This is a genomic window from Streptomyces sp. NPDC001443, assembly GCF_053597355.1.
This window is the reverse complement of sequence record NZ_JBSFIA010000013.1, coordinates 47,297-65,171: the sequence shown is the minus strand read 5'-3', so window position 1 is coordinate 65,171 and position 17,875 is coordinate 47,297. Positions and strand designations below refer to the sequence as shown.

17 protein-coding genes are annotated in these 17,875 nt (G+C 73.4%); 11 read left to right on the top strand and 6 right to left on the bottom strand.

Going from position 1 to position 17,875, the window contains the following annotated elements:
• The first annotated feature begins 116 nt into the window (after positions 1-116).
• Both ACWC24_RS16290 and ACWC24_RS16285 read left to right on the top strand, forming a co-directional pair.
• On the top strand, positions 117-251 hold the full coding sequence (locus ACWC24_RS16290; RefSeq protein WP_351617647.1) for an SPW_0924 family protein: 135 nt from the start codon (positions 117-119) through the stop codon (positions 249-251).
• Between the two features lie 67 nt (positions 252-318).
• Complete coding sequence (locus ACWC24_RS16285) at positions 319-1,311, top strand: DUF3068 domain-containing protein (RefSeq protein WP_450663478.1); 993 nt, start codon at positions 319-321, stop codon at positions 1,309-1,311.
• Here the strand turns inward: ACWC24_RS16285 and ACWC24_RS16280 are convergent.
• Complete coding sequence (locus tag ACWC24_RS16280) at positions 1,301-4,192, bottom strand: ATP-dependent RNA helicase (protein ID WP_450663477.1); 2,892 nt, start codon at positions 4,190-4,192, stop codon at positions 1,301-1,303. The genes ACWC24_RS16285 and ACWC24_RS16280 overlap by 11 nt on opposite strands.
• Before the next feature lie 61 nt (positions 4,193-4,253).
• The gene (locus ACWC24_RS16275; RefSeq protein ID WP_450663576.1) at positions 4,254-5,132 is read right to left on the bottom strand and encodes a class I SAM-dependent methyltransferase; all 879 of its coding nucleotides are present in this window, start codon (positions 5,130-5,132) and stop codon (positions 4,254-4,256) included.
• Between the two features lie 308 nt (positions 5,133-5,440).
• Between ACWC24_RS16275 and rpsA the strand changes: the two genes are divergently transcribed.
• The 4 genes from rpsA to ACWC24_RS16255 all read left to right on the top strand — a co-directional run bounded on the left by rpsA (position 5,441) and on the right by ACWC24_RS16255 (position 9,322).
• A complete protein-coding gene (gene rpsA / locus ACWC24_RS16270; RefSeq protein WP_152895055.1) occupies positions 5,441-6,934 on the top strand; it encodes a 30S ribosomal protein S1 in 1,494 nt (497 codons plus the stop codon).
• Between the two features lie 203 nt (positions 6,935-7,137).
• Positions 7,138-8,076: a PAC2 family protein gene (locus tag ACWC24_RS16265; protein WP_450663476.1), complete on the top strand. Its 939-nt coding sequence runs from the start codon at positions 7,138-7,140 to the stop codon at positions 8,074-8,076.
• 148 nt (positions 8,077-8,224) lie between these two features.
• Positions 8,225-8,854 (top strand): dephospho-CoA kinase, encoded by a 630-nt coding sequence (gene coaE, locus ACWC24_RS16260; protein WP_450663475.1) that lies wholly within the window; start codon positions 8,225-8,227, stop codon positions 8,852-8,854.
• 87 nt (positions 8,855-8,941) lie between these two features.
• Positions 8,942-9,322, top strand: a complete 381-nt coding sequence (locus ACWC24_RS16255; protein WP_162469890.1) for a tetratricopeptide repeat protein — start codon at positions 8,942-8,944, stop codon at positions 9,320-9,322.
• 18 nt (positions 9,323-9,340) lie between these two features.
• On the opposite strand, the gene ACWC24_RS16250 is transcribed toward ACWC24_RS16255, so the two are convergent.
• Positions 9,341-9,616: a DUF6343 family protein gene (locus ACWC24_RS16250; RefSeq protein WP_450663474.1), complete on the bottom strand. Its 276-nt coding sequence runs from the start codon at positions 9,614-9,616 to the stop codon at positions 9,341-9,343.
• A gap of 173 nt (positions 9,617-9,789) precedes the next feature.
• Here ACWC24_RS16250 and ACWC24_RS16245 point away from each other — a divergent pair, with 173 nt between their 5' ends.
• On the top strand, positions 9,790-10,269 hold the full coding sequence (locus ACWC24_RS16245; RefSeq protein WP_450663473.1) for a DoxX family protein: 480 nt from the start codon (positions 9,790-9,792) through the stop codon (positions 10,267-10,269).
• Positions 10,270-10,285: 16 nt separating this feature from the next.
• Here ACWC24_RS16245 and ACWC24_RS16240 read toward each other — a convergent pair whose 3' ends face one another.
• Entirely contained in the window at positions 10,286-10,876 is a 591-nt protein-coding gene (locus ACWC24_RS16240; protein WP_450663472.1) for an RNA-binding S4 domain-containing protein, read from the bottom strand.
• 83 nt (positions 10,877-10,959) lie between these two features.
• Between ACWC24_RS16240 and ACWC24_RS16235 the strand changes: the two genes are divergently transcribed.
• Positions 10,960-11,655, top strand: a complete 696-nt coding sequence (locus ACWC24_RS16235; protein ID WP_450663471.1) for a uracil-DNA glycosylase — start codon at positions 10,960-10,962, stop codon at positions 11,653-11,655.
• Between the two features lie 5 nt (positions 11,656-11,660).
• Here ACWC24_RS16235 and ACWC24_RS16230 read toward each other — a convergent pair whose 3' ends face one another.
• Complete coding sequence (locus ACWC24_RS16230) at positions 11,661-12,119, bottom strand: N-acetyltransferase family protein (RefSeq protein WP_450663470.1); 459 nt, start codon at positions 12,117-12,119, stop codon at positions 11,661-11,663.
• A gap of 280 nt (positions 12,120-12,399) precedes the next feature.
• On the opposite strand from ACWC24_RS16230, the gene ACWC24_RS16225 reads away from it, so the two are divergent.
• The 3 genes from ACWC24_RS16225 to ACWC24_RS16215 all read left to right on the top strand — a co-directional run bounded on the left by ACWC24_RS16225 (position 12,400) and on the right by ACWC24_RS16215 (position 15,984).
• Positions 12,400-14,454 carry an FUSC family protein gene (locus tag ACWC24_RS16225; RefSeq protein WP_450663469.1) on the top strand — a complete coding sequence of 685 codons (2,055 nt, stop codon included), beginning with the start codon at positions 12,400-12,402 and terminating at the stop codon, positions 14,452-14,454.
• 213 nt (positions 14,455-14,667) lie between these two features.
• Positions 14,668-15,357: a DUF899 domain-containing protein gene (locus ACWC24_RS16220; RefSeq protein ID WP_450663468.1), complete on the top strand. Its 690-nt coding sequence runs from the start codon at positions 14,668-14,670 to the stop codon at positions 15,355-15,357.
• Between the two features lie 456 nt (positions 15,358-15,813).
• Complete coding sequence (locus ACWC24_RS16215; RefSeq protein ID WP_450663578.1) at positions 15,814-15,984, top strand: hypothetical protein; 171 nt, start codon at positions 15,814-15,816, stop codon at positions 15,982-15,984.
• A gap of 11 nt (positions 15,985-15,995) precedes the next feature.
• Here ACWC24_RS16215 and ACWC24_RS16210 read toward each other — a convergent pair whose 3' ends face one another.
• Positions 15,996-17,864 carry an ABC transporter ATP-binding protein gene (locus tag ACWC24_RS16210; protein WP_450663575.1) on the bottom strand — a complete coding sequence of 623 codons (1,869 nt, stop codon included), beginning with the start codon at positions 17,862-17,864 and terminating at the stop codon, positions 15,996-15,998.
• Positions 17,865-17,875: the final 11 nt, after the last annotated feature.

Here is a 17,875-nt window from a genome sequence, read left to right as displayed (position 1 = left end):
GCTGCGGCGGCGGGGCGCCTTCGTCGTGTGCGTCCGACGTGTTCTCATCTCGCGCGGCCGTTGCTACGGTGCCCGACCTGACATGGTGTCAGTTCCAGTCCGTCGGGAGGCTCCGTATGCGTGCCCTGATCGCCGCCGCGACCGGTCTCGCCCTGGCGTTCGCCCTGGTCCTGACCCTCACCGCGCTGGGCTCACCGACCGGCCGCACGTCCCCGGAACCTTTGTTGACGACGGTCCCCGCGCACCCGTGACCGCCGGCTGAAAGCCGCTCAGCGAAACCGTCCGCCGAAAGCGTTTCCACCCGGGAGGGAGGCCGAGATGCGCCGCAAGGCCGGCCTGGTCCTGCTCGCCCTCGCCGTGTTCTTCGCGGCGCTGTCCCCGTTGCTGCGCTGGTACGCCTTCCCGAGGCTGGCCAAAATCCCCGCGAACCAGTACCAGGACATGGTCCTGGAGGCGAAGGACGCCACCCTCCTCGACTACGGCACCATGCAGGCCCGCAAGGTCCCCAAGGTCACCATCGTGCAGACCCTCAAGGGCAACGTGGAGGAGTCGGACCGGATCGAGAAGACCGCGGGCCGGGACGTCGTGGTCTGGGACGGCCTCTCCTACGTCCAGGGCCCCGACGGCAAGATGGTCTCCAAGGTGTCCGAGCGCTACATCTTCGACGCCCACACCCAGGAACCCGTCCACGCCACCGGCGAGGCCGTCGACGGCGACCCGGTGCGACGGCAGGGCATCGAGTTCAAGTGGCCCTTCCTGACGGAGAAACGGGACTACCGGTACTTCGACGCGCAGACCCGCACCTCGGCGCCCATCCACTACCGGGGCACCCGGACCTTCCGCGGACTGAAGGTCTACTACTTCGAGCAGACCGTCCCCTGGACGAAGGTCGCGTTCCCCAAGGTCATGCCCGTCGAGGGCGTCACGCCCGAGTCCGTCGCCGGGACCGGCACCACTCGCTGGTACACCACGGTCCGCAGGTTCTGGGTCGAACCCGTCACCGGCGCCCCCGTCTACGGCGAGGAGATCCACCGGGAGGAACTGCGCGGCGGCACCCTGCTCGGCGGCCGCGCGAAGGTCACCGCGTTCGCGGGGCACGTGAAGATGCGCGAGGACTACATCGAGCACACGGTCGCCCTGGTCAAGTCCAACCGCACCCTGGTCCTGCTGCTGACCTCCTACCTGCCCTGGGGCTTCCTGGCCCTGGCCGCGCTGCTGCTGGCCCTCTCCCTCTGGCTGGAGGCGCGCGGCCGCCGTCCCGCCGGTCCGGCACCGGCGCCCGCCGCGGACCCCGAACCGGTCACCGCCTGAGCCGGGCGTTGGTGTGCCGGGTCGGCTCCGCGCCGGCGGGGTCCTCGGGCCAGGGATGCTTCGGATAGCGGCCGCGCAGCTCGGCCCGTACGCCCTTGTAGCCGTCCTTCCAGAAGGAGGCGAGGTCGGCGGTGACGGCGGCGGGTCGGCCCGCCGGGGAGAGCAGGTGCACGAGCAGCGGCACCCCCGCGACGGCCGGCGACCGCTGGAGGCCGAACATCTCCTGCAGCTTCACCGCGAGCACGGGCTGCTGCGGATCGGCGTAGTCGACGCGGACGGCGGACCCGCTGGGCACGGTGATCCGCTCGGGGGCCAGTTCGTCGAGGCGGGCGGCGTCGCCGGAGGCCCAGGGCAGCAGCCGGGCGAGCGCCTCGCGCGCGTCGATCCGCGCCAGGTCCGCGCGTCGGCGCGCCCGGCCGAGCTCCGGTTCCAGCCAGTCGTCCACGCGTGCGTGCAGCGCCTCGTCGTCGACGTCGGGCCAGGGGTCACCGAGGTGCAGCCGGAGAAAGGCGAGCCGCCGGCGCAGCGACTCCGCCTCCTGCGTCCACCGCAGCAGCCCGAACCCTTCCTGCCGCAACCCTTCGACGAGCGCGTTCCGTACGAGGCCGGGATCCGGGTCGGTCAGCGGGCGCACCGTGAGCTCCACGGCACCCAGCCGCTCGACCCGCCGGGCGACCACGTCGCCGTCGGCCCAGCGCACCTCCTGGCCGGACGACAGCAGTGGCACGGCGGCCTGCCGGGCCACGTCCTCGTCCACCACGGCGGCGAGCTGCACCCGCGCGTGCCCCCGGCCGAGCGGCCGGTCCGCGACCGCGACCGCGAGCCAGGGCGCGCCACGCAACCCCGAGCCCTCGCGGAGCTCCGCCCGGGTCCCGGAGGCCATCAGCCAGGAGCCGCCGTGCGCCCGGGCGACACGCTCGGGAAAGGCGAGCGCGGCGACCAGCCCCACCAGCCGCTCCTCCCCGCTCCCGGACACGACACCGCCCACGGAGCCGACGGCACGGGCGGCAGCGGTCCTGGTGCCCGCAGCACCGGCACCAACGGCACCGGTCGGGGTGCCCGCGGCGCGGGTCCCGGCACCGGCGGCACCGGCCGCAGCGGTCGTGGTGCCGACGACACCAGCAGTATCAGCGGCGACTCCTGTGGCACCGGCACCGGCCGCAGCGGTCGTGGTGCTCGCGGACCCTGCGGCGGCAGCACCGGCCGTGGCACCGGCAGTGGTGCCCGCAGATCCGGTCGTGGCACCAGCGGCACCGGCAGTGGTCCCCGCGGCACCGGCCGTAGTGCTCGCGGACCCTGCGGCGGCGTCCCGGGATCCGGCCGTCGGGTCCGGGGGCCCCGCGGCCGGATCCAGGGGCCCCGCACCCGGATCGGCCGCCCCCGCGACGGCGGACCGCAGGCGTCGGGTCTCCGCCCGCCACCGGGCCGCGTACGCGTCACCTCCGCGCCGGGCCGTCCGCAGGGCCGCCGCGAGGTCGTCCCCGTACTCCCGTGGCGGCTCCTCGGCGAGCAGGGCCACCACCTCGGCCGCCCGCTCCGCGCCGACCGCCGCCGCCGCGTCCAGCAGCGCCCGCCCCAGCCGGGGATGCAGCCCCAGCCGTGCCATGCGGCCCCCGCGCGGGGTGGCCCGGCCGGCCGCGTCGACCGCGCCGATCGCCGTCAGCACCGACCGCGCCGCCGCCATCGCCCCGCCCGGCGGCGGATCCAGCAGCGCCAGCCCGGACGCCTCCGGATCTCCCCAGCAGGCGGCCTGGAGGGCGAACGCGGTCAGGTCGGCCACCTTGATCTCCGGTGCCGGGAAGCGCGGCAGCCGGACGTCCTCCGCCTCCGACCAGCACCGGTACACCGCGCCCGGCGCCTCCCGCCCGGCCCGCCCCGCCCGCTGTCGGCCCGCCGCCTGCGACGCCCGTACCGTCGCCAGCGCGCTCAGCCCGCGCGCGTGGTCGACGCGCGGCTCGCGCGCCAGCCCCGAGTCGACCACCACGCGCACCCCGGGCACCGTCAGCGACGACTCCGCCACGGACGTCGCGAGGACCACCCGGCGCCGCACCCCCGGCGCCAGCACCGCGTCCTGCACGGCCGCCGGAGCCCGCCCGTGCACCTGGAGCACGTCGACGTCGCCGAGCGCCCCGAGCTGCCCGGCGACCCGCGCGATCTCGCCCACGCCCGGAAGGAAACAGAGCACGTCACCGGAGCGCTCGGCCAGCGCCCTGCGCACCACCGACGCCACGTGCGCCGGCAGCGCCGGGTCGACCCGCATCCCGTGCGGCGGCCGCAGCGGACGGGCCGGCGGCGCCCACACCACCTCGACCTCGTACGCGGTCCCCCGCGCCTCGACCACCGGCGCCCCGCCCAGCAGCCGCGCCCAGCCGTCCGCGTCGGTCGTCGCCGACGCGGCCACCAGACGCAGCTCGGGCCGCAGTGCCGAGCGGACGTCCCACAGGAACGCCGCCACCGTGTCCGCGTCCAGATGCCGCTCGTGGCACTCGTCGATCACCACCACGTCGACGCCCGCCAGCTCCTGGTCACGCTGGAGGCGCTGGAGCAGCACACCGGTCGTGACGACCTCCACGCGTGCGTGGCGCCCGACCACCCGCTCGCCGCGCACGGTGTAGCCGAGGCTCCCGCCGACCTTCTCGCCCAGCAGCCAGGCCATCCGCCGGGCCGCCGCCCGCGCCGCGATCCGCCGCGGCTCGGCGACGACCACCCGCCGCGCGGGACCCGCGCCGGTCAGACCGGCCAGGGCGAGCGGGACGAGCGTCGTCTTGCCGGTGCCGGGCGGCGCCACGAGGACGGCCGTGCCGTGCCTCTCCAGGGCCTCGTCCAGGGCGGGCACGGCCTCGCGGACGGGCAGGGCGTCCAGGGCGTCGTAACGGATCACTCGTTCAGCCTCGTATGTTCAGTCCCGTACGCACATGTTCAGTCCCGTACGCACACGTGTCTCAGTCGCGTACGCAGACGAAGATCGCCGTCCCCGGGATCAGGTTCCCGCGCAGCGGCGACCAGCCGCCCCACTCGGCGGTGTTCCAGGCCGGCCACTCCGGCTCCACCAGGTCGACCAGGCGGAAACCGGCCGCCACCACGTCGCGGACCCGGTCGCCGACGGTCCGGTGGTGCTCCACGTACACGGCCCGGCCCTCCTCGTCCTGCTCCACGTACGGCGTGCGGTCGAAGTAGGAGGCGGACAGCGAGAGCCCCTCGGGGCCCGGCTCGTCCGGGAACGCCCAGCGGATCGGGTGCGTCACCGAGAAGACGAACCGGCCGCCGGGCCGCAGCACCCGGCGCACCTCGCGCAGTACCAGGACCGGGTCGGCCACGAACGGCAGCGCGCCGTACGCCGAGCACGCCAGGTCGAAGGAGGCGTCCGCGAAGGGCAGCGCGGCCGCGTCGGCACAGACGAGGGGAAACGACCCGCCGATCCGCAGCGCGTGCTGGAGCTGACGGTGGGAGAGGTCGAGCGCGACCGGACGCGCGCCCTGGGCGGCCAGCCAGCGCGCGCACTGGGCCGCCCCGGCGCCGATCTCCAGGACGTCCCGGCCCTTCAGGGCTTCGGGCGGGCCGAGCAGCTCGGCCTCCACCTCGTCCAGACCCTCGGGGCCCCAGACGAAGCGGTCGTCCCCGAGGAAGGTGCCGTGCTCGACCTGGTACTCGTCGGCGTTGCGGTCCCACCAGCCCCGGTTGGCCCGCGCGCTCTCCGTGACGTCCGAGGCGCGGCGGGTGGCTTCCGGTTCGAAGGTCTCGGGCTCTTGGATGATCGGCTCCCTCGTATTAGTCTGCGGCCACTTCCCTGCAACACGCCGGGCGTGTCGCGGGAGGGGTATCCCGGCCTGTGTGGCCTGCTGGGACGAGTTTTTGTGCCGGATTTAGGGCGATCCGCCCAGGGTGTGCGCCTTCGCGCATTGACCGTGCCCGGCTGCCCCCGTATGCTACAAGTTGCGCTGCGAGCCTGCGCTCCTCAGACCTAGCAGGCTGCGCTCGCATCTGTTGTATGTCCCCTCGGTTCTCGAGGCGCCACCGGAGTTCTCTCGGTGTGGCGCTTCCTTGGCTGTCCGGCTTCATCAGAGCGATCACGGGCTCCCGGCGTAGCAGTACCTACGACTTTCTGTCCGTAACCGGAGCCCTTTCCCACATGACGAGCAGCACCGAGACCACCGCCACCACCCCGCAGGTTGCGGTCAACGACATCGGTAACGAGGAAGCCTTCCTCGCCGCGATCGACGAGACGATCAAGTACTTCAACGACGGCGACATCGTCGACGGCGTCATCGTGAAGGTCGACCGGGACGAGGTCCTGCTCGACATCGGTTACAAGACCGAAGGTGTCATCCCGAGCCGCGAACTCTCGATCAAGCACGACGTCGACCCGAACGAGGTCGTCAAGGTCGGCGACGAGATCGAGGCCCTTGTTCTCCAGAAGGAGGACAAGGAAGGCCGCCTGATCCTCTCGAAGAAGCGCGCCCAGTACGAGCGTGCCTGGGGCACCATCGAGAAGATCAAGGAAGAGGACGGCATCGTCACCGGTACCGTCATCGAGGTCGTCAAGGGTGGTCTCATCCTCGACATCGGCCTCCGTGGCTTCCTGCCGGCCTCCCTCGTCGAGATGCGCCGTGTCCGCGACCTCCAGCCCTACGTGGGCAAGGAGCTCGAGGCCAAGATCATCGAGCTGGACAAGAACCGCAACAACGTGGTCCTCTCCCGCCGTGCCTGGCTGGAGCAGACCCAGTCCGAGGTCCGCCAGACGTTCCTCACGACCCTCCAGAAGGGTCAGGTCCGCTCCGGCGTCGTGTCCTCGATCGTCAACTTCGGTGCCTTCGTGGACCTGGGTGGCGTCGACGGTCTGGTTCACGTCTCCGAGCTGTCCTGGAAGCACATCGACCACCCGTCCGAGGTTGTCGAGGTCGGCCAGGAAGTCACCGTCGAGGTCCTCGACGTCGACATGGACCGCGAGCGTGTCTCCCTGTCGCTGAAGGCGACGCAGGAGGACCCGTGGCAGCAGTTCGCCCGTACCCACCAGATCGGCCAGGTCGTCCCGGGTAAGGTCACGAAGCTGGTTCCGTTCGGTGCGTTCGTCCGCGTGGACGAGGGCATCGAGGGTCTGGTCCACATCTCCGAGCTGGCCGAGCGCCACGTGGAGATCCCGGAGCAGGTCGTCCAGGTCAACGACGAGATCTTCGTCAAGGTCATCGACATCGACCTCGAGCGTCGTCGCATCAGCCTCTCGCTGAAGCAGGCCAACGAGTCCTTCGGTGCCGACCCGGCCTCGGTCGAGTTCGACCCGACCCTGTACGGCATGGCCGCGTCGTACGACGACCAGGGCAACTACATCTACCCCGAGGGCTTCGACCCCGAGACCAACGACTGGCTCGAGGGCTACGAGACCCAGCGCGAGGCCTGGGAGCACCAGTACGCCGAGGCGCAGCAGCGCTTCGAGCAGCACCAGGCTCAGGTCATCAAGTCCCGCGAGGCCGACGAGGCCGCTGCCGCCGAGGGCGGCGAGGCCGCGGCTCCGGCCGCGTCCGGTGGCGGTTCGTACTCCTCCGAGGGTGCCGACACCTCCGGCGCGCTGGCCTCGGACGAGGCGCTTGCCGCGCTGCGCGAGAAGCTGGCCGGCGGCCAGAGCTGATCGCTGAGCAGTAGCTAGCTCTCTGCCGAGGGCCCGCACCCACCCGGGTGCGGGCCCTCGGTGCTTTTGTCTCCCGATGTGTGTTCCCCGGGTGCCGGTGCGTCCGAAGGCCCGTGCGGCGCCGCCCGATCAAGGCCGCGGCCCGGGAATGCGTGCGTCGTCCACGACGTTCACTAGTAGGAACACGAGGAGGAGCGGTCCAAGTGCTTGATCCGCAGGGTTTGTACGCATGGGAGCCGAAGGGGCTGGGCGTCGTCGACATGGCGCTGGCCCGGGAGTCGGCCGGACTTGTCATGCTCTACCACTTCGACGGATACATCGACGCGGGCGAGACCGGCGAGCAGATCGTCGACCGGATCCTCGACTCGCTGCCCCACCAGGTCGTGGCCCGCTTCGACCACGACCGGCTCGTGGACTACCGGGCCCGCCGCCCGCTGCTGACCTTCCAGCGCGACCAGTGGACGGACTACGACGAGCCCGCCATCGACGTGCGGCTCGTCCAGGACGCCACCGGGGCGCCCTTCCTGCTGCTGTCCGGCCCCGAGCCGGACGTCGAGTGGGAGCGGTTCGCCGCGGCCGTCCAGCAGATCGTGGAGCGGCTCGGCGTCCGGCTGTCCGTGAACTTCCACGGCATCCCCATGGGCGTCCCGCACACCCGCCCCGTGGGCCTCACCCCGCACGGCAACCGCACGGACCTCGTCCCGGGCCATCGCAGCCCGTTCGACGAGGCACAGGTCCCCGGCAGCGCCGAGGCGCTCGTGGAGTACCGGCTCATCGAGGGCGGCCACGACGTCCTGGGCGTCGCAGCCCACGTGCCCCACTACGTCGCCCGCTCCCCGTACCCGGACGCGGCGCTGACCGTCCTGGAGTCCGTCACCGCCGCCACCGGCCTGGTCCTGCCCGGCATCGCGCACGCCCTGCGCACGGACGCGCACCGGACGCAGACCGAGATCGAGCGCCAGATCCAGGAGGGCGACGAGGAGCTCACCTCGCTGGTCCAGGGTCTCGAGCACCAGTACGACGCGGCCGCGGGCGCCGAGAGCCGGGGCAACATGCTCGCCGAGCCCGTCGACATCCCGTCGGCGGACGAGATCGGCCGGGAGTTCGAGAAGTTCCTCGCGGAGCGGGAGGGCGAGAACTGATCCGATACGCTGCCGCACGGCGGCGTGCCACTCGTCCGCGCCCACGGCGCCACCCCTGCGGGGGTGACCCGGTGGGTCCGGACGACGGCCGTCGGGGCAGGTCGGTGAGCCCCGCGGTGGCGGGGCATGGCGAGGGGGAGGCGCGGTCGTGCTGTCCGTGGGTCTGACCGGCGGGATCGGAGCCGGCAAGAGCGAGGTGTCGCGGCTGCTCGTGTCATGCGGGGCCGTGCTGATCGACGCGGACCGGATCGCACGGGAGGTCGTCGCCCCGGGCACCCCCGGACTCGCGGCCGTCGTGGACGCCTTCGGCACGGAGGTGCTCGCCGAGGACGGCAGCCTCGACCGGCCACGGCTGGGCTCCCTCGTCTTCGCCGACCCCGAGAAGCTCGCCGTCCTGAACTCGATCGTCCACCCGCTCGTCGGCGCCCGCTCGCGCGAGCTGGAGAGCGCCGCGGCCGAGGACTCCGTCGTCGTCCACGACGTCCCGCTGCTCACCGAGAACGGCCTCGCGCCGCTCTACGACGTCGTGATCGTCGTCGACGCAGCCCCCGAGACCCAGCTCGACCGGCTCGTCCGTCTGCGCGGCATGACCGAGGCGGACGCCCGCGCGCGGATGGCCGCCCAGGCGAGCCGGGAGAAGCGCCTGGAGATCGCCGACATCGTCATCGACAACGACGTGCCGCTCGCCCGGCTGGAGCGACGGGTACGCGAGGTGTGGACGGACCTCGTGCACCGGGCGCGATCGTCGCGGGAGGCGGACCGCGAACCCCGGGAGTGAACCCGGGAATCACCCCCTGGGACCACGCCAGGAATAGGAGTACGCGGTCCGGGCGTTGAATCATCCCGGCAAGGGAAGGAATTTCGCGTGCCCGAAACCAGCGGTTCGACCGGACGTACTCCGGAGACGCATGTCATCGACTTCCGCGCCGCCGAGCAGCTGCTCGCGGCACGGGACCCGCGGGGCGCGGTGAAGCTGCTCGACGGCGTCATCGCGGCGCACCCGGAGAACACCGCCGCCCGGCTGCTGCGCGCGCGGGCCTTCTTCGCGGCCGCGCAACTGCGGCCCGCCGAACTGGAGTTCACGATCGTCCTGGAGCGCGAGCCGGACAACGCTTTCGCGCACTTCGCGCTCGCCCGCACCTACGAGCGGCAGGGACGGCACGACCAGGCCAAGCGCCACTTCCGGCTGGCCGCCGCGCTGGACCCGAAGCCGCAGTACCTGAAGGCGGCCCGCTTCGACTCCTGAGCCGGCTGTCGGCTCCGATCAGGGACGCCGGCGCTCGGGCGGGCGGTACGGGGGGACGTCGGGGCCCGGCTGGTAGTGCGGACCCTGCCTCATGTGCTTGAGGATCATCGACAGGTCGACGGTGATGACCAGCCACAGCGCCCCGCAGGCGGCGGCCCAGCCCGGCCGGCCGGCCAGCAGGAAGGCCACGGTCCCGAAGACCGTCCAGACCAGCCCCCACACGCTCAGCCAGAACCGCAGCCGCAGTGCACTGCGCGCTGTCGTCGGCTCGTTGCCCGTACGCACCAGGATCACCCGCTCCTGTCTGCAACGTACTCTCCGGTGCGGGCGTTCTCCAAGCGGCCCGCGCGGCGGGCGGCACCGCGTGCCGCGGCAGCCGTATTCGCTCGTGGACGGCGATGAGTTCCCCCGCGCGCCCCGGTCTGTCCCTGTGACAGCACCGCGGACCCGCTCACACAGGAGACCCCATGTCCGAGACCGCCCCTCCCGTCGTCACCGCCGCATCCGTCACCGCCGCATCCGTCACCGACGGCGGCCGGCAGATCCCGACCGCACGCACCGCGCGTACCGCTCGGATCGCCCTGCGCGGTCTCCAGGTGCTGCTCGCCCTCTTCTACGCGCTGGCGAGCGCCCTGCCGAAGCTGATCGCGCACCCGTCGGCCGTCGAGTCGTTCGACCGCATCGGCTGGGGCAGCGCGGGCATGTACACCATCGGTGCGCTCGAACTGGCCGGCGCGGTGGCCCTGTTGATCCCGGTGCTCCAGGCGGTGGCCGCGATCGCGCTGGGCGCGCTGATGATCGGGGCGTTCGTCGTCCAGGCCACCGTCTTCGACGGACAGAACGCGGCGACCCCGCTCATCCTGCTCGTGCCGCTCGCCCTCATCGCCTGGGCCAGGCGTGGACACAACGCCGAGTTGCTGCGAGCGGTGCGGCGGCGCCGAGCGTGACGTCCGTGGCCCGCGGTCACCGTCCTTCGGAACGGGCACCCGGGCCACGCAGCCCGTTCAGGGCGCGCAGCCGTTCGGTCTCACGGCGGTCCCGCTTGGTGGGGCGCCCGGTGCCCGGGTCCCGGACACCCGCCGGGGCGAAGGACTCGCGGGGCGGGGGCGGCGGGCTGTTGTCGACGTAGCACTGGGCGGCCACCGGTGCGCCGACCCGCTTGCGGATCAGCCGCTTCACCACGACGACCCGCTCCCAGCCCTCCTGCCGCACCCGCACCTCGTCGCCGACGCGGATCGAGTGCGCGGGCTTCACCCGCTCGCCGTTCACCCGTACGTGTCCGCCCCGGCACGCGGTGGCGCCCTGGGAGCGGGTCTTGACCAGCCGTACGGACCAGATCCAGCTGTCGATGCGCACGGACTGGCCGCTCTCGGGGCCGGCCGCCTCGGCGGCGGCGATCGCGGCGGCGACCTTCGGATCCGGCGCGGTCGCGTGGTTCGTCCCGTCCGTGTCCTGCGCGCCCTCTGCGCCCTCCGCGCCGTCCGCCTTGTGCCCGCCGTCGGTGGTGTGCGCGCCGCCCACCCCGTACGTGCCGTCCGAGTCCTCGACAACCATGGTCCCGACTCTAGCCTCCGGGACCGGTCCGGTCCGCGGGGTTTTCTTCCGGTGGAGGTGCGCGGCGGGTCTACGGTGGCTGTATGGACAGCCTGGCCGCTCTGGACGCCCGGATCACCGGGTGCACGGCGTGCCCCCGGCTCGTGGCATGGCGTGAGGAGGTCGCCCGTACGAGACGGGCCGCCTTCGCCGACCGCACGTACTGGGGACGCCCGGTGCCGGGCTTCGGGCCCGCCGACGCGTCGCTGCTGATCGTCGGCCTGGCGCCCGCGGCCCACGGCGGCAACCGCACCGGCCGGATGTTCACCGGCGACCGCTCCGGGGACGTGCTGTACCAGGCGTTGTACGACATCGGCCTCGCCTCGCAGCCGACCTCCGTCGACATCGACGACGGCCTGGAGCTGCGCGGCGTCCGCGTCACCGCGCCGGTGCACTGCGCCCCGCCCGCCAACAAGCCCACGCCCGCGGAACGCGACACCTGCCGGCCGTGGCTGGTCCAGGAGCTCGACCTGCTGCGGCCGACCCTGCGCGCCGTGGTGGTGCTCGGCGCCTTCGGCTGGCAGGCGGCGCTGCCCGCGCTCGCCGCGGCGGGCTGGACGATCCCGCGGCCGCGCCCGGCCTTCGGGCACGGCGCCCGCGTGTCCCTCGACGGGCTGGAGCTCTTCGGCTGCTTCCACGTCAGCCAGCGCAACACCTTCACCGGCCGGCTCACGCCCGCCATGCTCCGCGAGGTGCTGCGCACGGCAGCGGAGGCGGCGGGGCTCGGGAGCGCGCGATAGAAGACCTACGGCCGCCACACGTACCGCACGTCCGGCTCCCGCTCCTCGTTCCCGCTGCCGTCCGTGCGCTCTACGGCCACGAAGCCGTGCCGCTCGTAGAAGCGGTGGGCCGGTGCGTTGACCTGGAAGGTCCACAGCGTCAGGCCCTGCGGGCTGCGCTCCTTCGCCAGTACGACGAACCGGTCGCCGAGGCCCCGGCCGCACCAGTCGGGGGCGAGATAGAGCTGGGAGAGCAGCTCGCCGTCGAGGACCATCACCCCGACGACCGCGCCGGCCGTCTCCGCGACCCAGGTCTCCCGCAACGGCACCACCACGTTCCGGAAGTGGTCGCGCACGTCGTCGTCGGAGCGCGGTCTGACGACCGAGGGCAGTGCGGCGGCGAACGAGCGCAGCCAGACCTCGGCCGCCGGTCCGGCGTCGGCACCGGCGGCCCGGCGAAGCACGACGGCGTGATCAGAACTCACGGGCGGTCCCCTTCCCCCACCGGGACCGGCAGCGGTGGCCGCGGTCTCCGGACAACCTCCCGATCATGCACGCCCCTCCCGTGGCCCGCACCCGTTTTTCCGACCGCCGCGAGCTGCCGTCGTATCCATGGCGGGATGCTTGTAACGCCATGGAAATATGAGTGTCCAGCGTTCTCCATAAACATGTTCTACGGTGGAGAGTGCAGCCGCAGCCCGCAGCCCACCGCCCGGCCGACGTCGTCCGAAGGCACACCCCGCCTGCGCCCGACGAAGGAGTTCCGTGCCCCGCCCCGCCGCACCCGCCCTGCCGCCCTGGCTCGCCCACACCCTGCGCACCCAGCGCGGTCCCGTCCCCTGGAGCGCGGCCACCCGGGGCGCGCTGGCCGCCGGCCCGCTGCTGCTCGCCGCCGTACTCGCCGGACGCACCTCCCTCGGTGTCGTCGCCGCCGTCGCCGCCATGCTCGCCGGGTTCAACGACCGGCCGGGCAGCCGCCGGGCCGCCGTCAAGCGGCTGGGGGTGCCCGCGCTCGCCGGTGCGACCGGTCTGCTCGTCGGCACGTACGCCGGGCAGCACACCGCGCCCGTGGTCCTCACGGCGCTGCTCACCGTGGTGGCCCTGGTCGCGGGCGGGGTCAGCGCCGTCGGGCCCGTCGCCTCCGGCGCCGCCACACAACTGCTCGTCGCCGCCGCCATCGGCGCCGGGATGCCCCTGCCCGAGAGCGGCTGGCAGCGCGCCCTCGTCTTCCTGGCGGGGGCCGCCTGGCTGCTCGTGCTGCGGATCGCCCTGCCCACCCCCGGCGCCCTCGCCGGCGACTTCCGGTTCGACGGGGAACGGGAGGCGGTGGCCGGGGTGTACGACGCCGTCGCCGACCTGCTCGACGCCGCCGGCGGCGCCCGGGCGACCGCCCGGCGGGCCGCGCTCACCGCCGCCCTCGACCACGCCCAGGACGCACTCGGCGGGCCCCGGCTGCGGCGGCACGCCGGTTCCGTCGCCGAGCGACGGCTGCACACGCAGTACGCCGCCGCGCTGCCCCTGGCCGAGGCCGCGACCGCGCTCGCCTGGGCGGGGGAGGAGGTGTCCGGGAGGACCGGTGAGGGACCCCGGCGGCTCGCCGCCGCCGTGCGCGCGGGGACCCCCGCCGGACCGCTGCCCGCGCCCAGTCGTTCCCTGCCCGCCCTGCGCGCCCTCGACGACGCCCTGCTGCACGCCGCCGACGCCTTCGACCGGGGGGCGGGCGCCGACCTGCACACCCGCAGGCGGACCGCGGGGGATCTGCTGCGGACCGTCTTCGGCGGCGGCGGGCGCGAGTACGGGCTGCGGGTCGCCCTCTGCTTCGGGGCCAGCGTGGCCGTCGCCCAGGCGCTGCACCACGCCCACTGGTACGGGCGGCACGCGCACTGGTACTGGCTGCCCGCCACCGCCGTCTTCCTCGTCAAGCCCGACCTCGGGCCGCTGGCGTCCCGGGTGCTGTGCCGGGCCGCGGGAACCGTCCTCGGGGCCCTCGTCTTCGCCGTCCTCGCCGAGGTGCTGCCCAGGCCCGGGGGACTGGTCGTGCTCGTCGCGGTCTGCGGTGCCCTCGTGCCGGTCTCCACCCGCCACTTCGCCGCGCAGACCGCCGTCGTCACCGTGCTCGTCCTCGCCCTGGTCATGGTCGGCGGTGAACCGCAGGCCTCCGTGAGCCGGATCGCCGAGACGCTGCTGGCCTGCGCGATCGTGCTGATCGTCGGACATCTGCCGATGCCGGGGAAGCGGGGCGGGGGCGTACGCGCCCGACTGGCCACGGCGGGCAGCGCCGCGCACGCCTACCTCGCCCACGTCCTCGACGAGCCCCGTACGCCCGACGAGCCCCGTACGCCCGGCGGACCCCGTACGTCCGGCCGACCCCGTACGTCCGGCGGATCTCGCACGTCCGGCGGGTCCCCATCACCTCACCCGTCGGTCGCGGTCCCCGCCGCTACCGGCGAAGCCGCCTCCGGGCCGACCGCCCCCGGGCCCGCGGCCCTCGGGACCGGGGCCCGTGCCACCCGTTGGACCCTGCGGCGCGAGGCCTACCGCACGCTCGCCGAGGCCCGTACTGCCATCGCGCACGCCGCCGCCGAACTGCCCGCCCTCGCCCGGCACACCGAGGGCACCGACGAGGTCGCGGCCCTGCTCGAACGACTGGTCGACACCACCACCGCCTGCGCCGTGCACCTCGACGACACGGGACGGCTCACGCCCCGCCACACCGAGCGGCTCACCGCACTGCTGGAGGAGCTGACGGCGGTGCGCGAGCGGGCCGGGCTCGGCCCGCTCCGACTGCCCCTGCCCGTCGGGGCCGTCCGGGTCGGCTAGGACTCGTCGGGACGCACCCGTACCGGCGCGTGGTACGTGGTGCGCGGTTCGGCTCGTTCGGCGGCACGACACCGGCGTACGTCGACGTGGGGACATGGCCGTGCGCGGTCGGGCCCGCCCGGGAGATCCCGGGTGAGAATTCTGCGGGGCGGCGATGAGTTCCGCTGCTTTCGGCGGTCACCACGGGGAACGGGCCGTCGTACAGGAGGAGTCATGTCGCTTCCGGAGGTCGTCTCGCGCGCGCAGTGGCGTGCGGCGCGCGAGGAACTGCTGCTCGAGGAGGAGGCCGTGGCACGCGCGCGTGACGCCCTCAACGCGGAGCGGCGCCGCCTGCCCATGGTCGAGATCGACAAGGAGTACGTCTTCGAGGGCGGCGACGGCAAGGCCACTCTGCTCGACCTCTTCGAGGGGCGGCGGCAACTCGTGCTCCACCACTTCATGTTCGCGCCCGGGTGGGACGCCGGCTGCCGCGGCTGCTCGGCGTTCCTCGACCAGATCGGGCACCTCGCGCATCTGCGGGCCCGCGGGACGACGTTCGCGGTGGTGTCCCGGGCGCCGTACACCTCCCTGCTGCCGTTCAAGGCGCGGATGGGCTGGACGGTGCCCTGGTACTCCTCGTCCCTCGGCGACTTCAACCACGACTTCGAGGCGACGCAGGAGCGTGAGGGGGGGCTCGTCGAGCGGCCCGGCCTGAGCTGCTTCCTGCGCGACCACGACCGGGTCTTCCACACCTACTCCGCCTACGGACGCGGTCTCGACGGCCTCGGCTCGACCACCAGCCTGCTGGACCTCACGGCGCTGGGGCGGCAGGAGGAGTGGGAGGAACCCACCGGGCGCGCGTGGGCCCTCGGGGCGGCCCCGGGCAACGAACGCGTGCGCTACCACGACGAATACGAGGACTGACCCGGCGCGACGAGTACGGGGCCTGACCCGGACGGTGCCGACGAGTCCGGGATGTCACGGGACCCTCACGTTCCGCGGTGACCGGGTGTCGGCTATCCGAATATTTGCCCAGTGCTCCACGCTTCGGAGTGGAGGTGTAGGGCATGGTGCCCGTGGTGGCCCGGAGGGCCGCATCGGCATGGCTAGGATCGCCTTGTCGGGCGACGGAGTCGTCCTGCCTACCGCCGGACGGGCGGGAAGTCAGGCCTGCGGAGGCCACGTAAGACCGATCCTCACCGGTCGGCAGAGGCCCGTGAAACAGGAACCCATGGTGGTACTGCTGAGCAGTACGGACCGGAATCACGTGTCCTCGGGCAGGTGAGGGCGTCAAGTCTCAGTCCCGCAACTGGGCGAACCAAGAGGCCTCCGGAAGGCGTCGACTCCTGCAAGGACGACGCTTCCTGGAGGTGCAGGGTGGTGAACGGGCGAACAGTGCTCGAGCGCTTTCCCGCGGGTGGGCCGCGCGGTTCGTGGCCCGCGGAGGAGTTCGCGCACGCGCGACGGCAGGAGGGCCTGCCCGCCGAGGTCGTCATGGACCTCGCGACGGACACCTTCCTGGTGATAGTCCGCGGCGGGGACACGGCATAGGGGGCTCGGGCTCAGCCCGCCTCGGGGGCCGGGGCGGGCACCGTGGTCGTGAACTGTCCGGCCTGCAGCGCGTACAGCTCGGCGTAGACGCCACCGCTGTCCAGCAGTTCGTCGGGGGTTCCGGACTCCACCAGCCGCCCCTGGTCGAGGACATGCACCAGGTCGGCGTGGCGCACGGACGCCAGCCGGTGGGTGATGAGGACGACCGTCTGGCCGGTGCCGGCCAGCGCCCGGATCTTCTCGAAGACCTCGAGCTCGGCCCGGGCGTCCAGCGCGGCCGTCGGCTCGTCCACGATCAGGATGCGCCCGCGCCGGTAGGCGGCCCGCGCGATCCCGAGCCGCTGCCACTGCCCGCCGGACAGCTCGTGCCCGCCGCTGAAGTTGCGGGCCAGCAGCGTGTCCAGCCCCCGGGGCAGGTCGGCGACCACCTGCTCCGCGCCCGCCTCGCCGATCGACGTGCTCAGCCGCTCCTCGGTCAGCGGCGCCGAGGAACGGCCGACGGCGACGTTGACCCGGGCGGTGAACGGCCACCGCTTGAAGTCCTGCGCCACCATCGCGATCCGCTCGGCGAGCCGGTGCCGGTCCGCGGTCGCCGCGTCGACGTCGTCCCACAGGATCCGCCCCCGGTCCGGCTTGTACAGACCCGCGAGCAGCTTGACCAGGGTCGTCTTGCCCGAGCCGTTCTCGCCGACCAGCGCGACGATCCGGCCGAGCGGGAAGACGAGACTGATGTCGTCCAGCGCGGGACGGCCGGCCTCGCCCGGATAGCTGAACGTGACGTTCTCGAACCGGATCTCCCCGGGGTCCTCCGGCAGCGGCGCGCCCCCGGCCGGGATGGCCCGCTCGGCCGCCTCGACGTACAGCCGCTCCAGGTCGCCGACGAACAGCGCCTCCTCGTGCAGCGAGTTCACCTCCAGGACCAGGGTGTCCAGGCTCGACGAGCCGGTACGGATCGCGATCACGGCCGTGCCCGCCACGGACAGCGCCATCGTGCCGGTGACCAGCAGCGCGCCGAGCGTCGCGTACGTCGCCACCGTCGCCAGGCCCGTCCAGAGCGCCGCGATCAGACCGGTGCGGGCCGCGAGCCGGGCCAGCCGGGCCTGCTCCTCCTCCGCGGACTCCGACATCGCCCGGAAGTGGCGCAGCAGGAACGGGCCGACCCCGTGCAGCCGGATCTCCGGCGCGGCCGCCGGCTCGGTGAGCAGACCGCTGATGAGCTGCCCGGCGCGGACGTGCTGCACCCAGATGTGGAAGGACTCGTAACGGCGGCGGGCGTTGGTCAGCGCGCTCCAGGCGCTCGGCACGGTCATCGTCACCAGCAGCGGGAGCAGGACCGGGTGCAGCACGGTCAGTACGCCGGCCGCCGCGACGAGGGAGATCATCGCGTTCACCACGCGGGTGCCGTAGATGATCATCCGGCGAGCGGAGGAGGCGCCGTACTGCGCGGTGTCCAGCAGTTTGTGGAAGGCGTGGTCCTCGATCGCGGACAGCTCCACGGCCGCCGCCCGCTCCAGATACAGCTCGGTCGCCACCCGCTCCACCTTGGGCTCGAGCCGGCCGGTGGCATACGTCGACGCGGCCCGCAGCAGCGCCCCCACCAGCAGGACGGCGGCCATCACGGCCAGGGCGGGTACGGCACCGCGCAGCCGGTCCTCGATCGGGCCGCCGCCCATCAGCCGGCCCAGCACGCTGTTGACCGTGAACAGGCCCACCGCCTGCGTCAGGCCCCGGCCCGCCTCTGCGGCCAGCACGGTCCGCGCGGCGCCGCGGTCGGCCTGCCGGGCCAGCCGGAGGCTGGAGGCGAGCAGTGCGGGCAGGCGGGTCAGCATGGCCCGGAAGTTCAGTTCCAGGAAGGCGTCCGCGTGCTGGTTCCAGCCCATGTCGTAGCGGA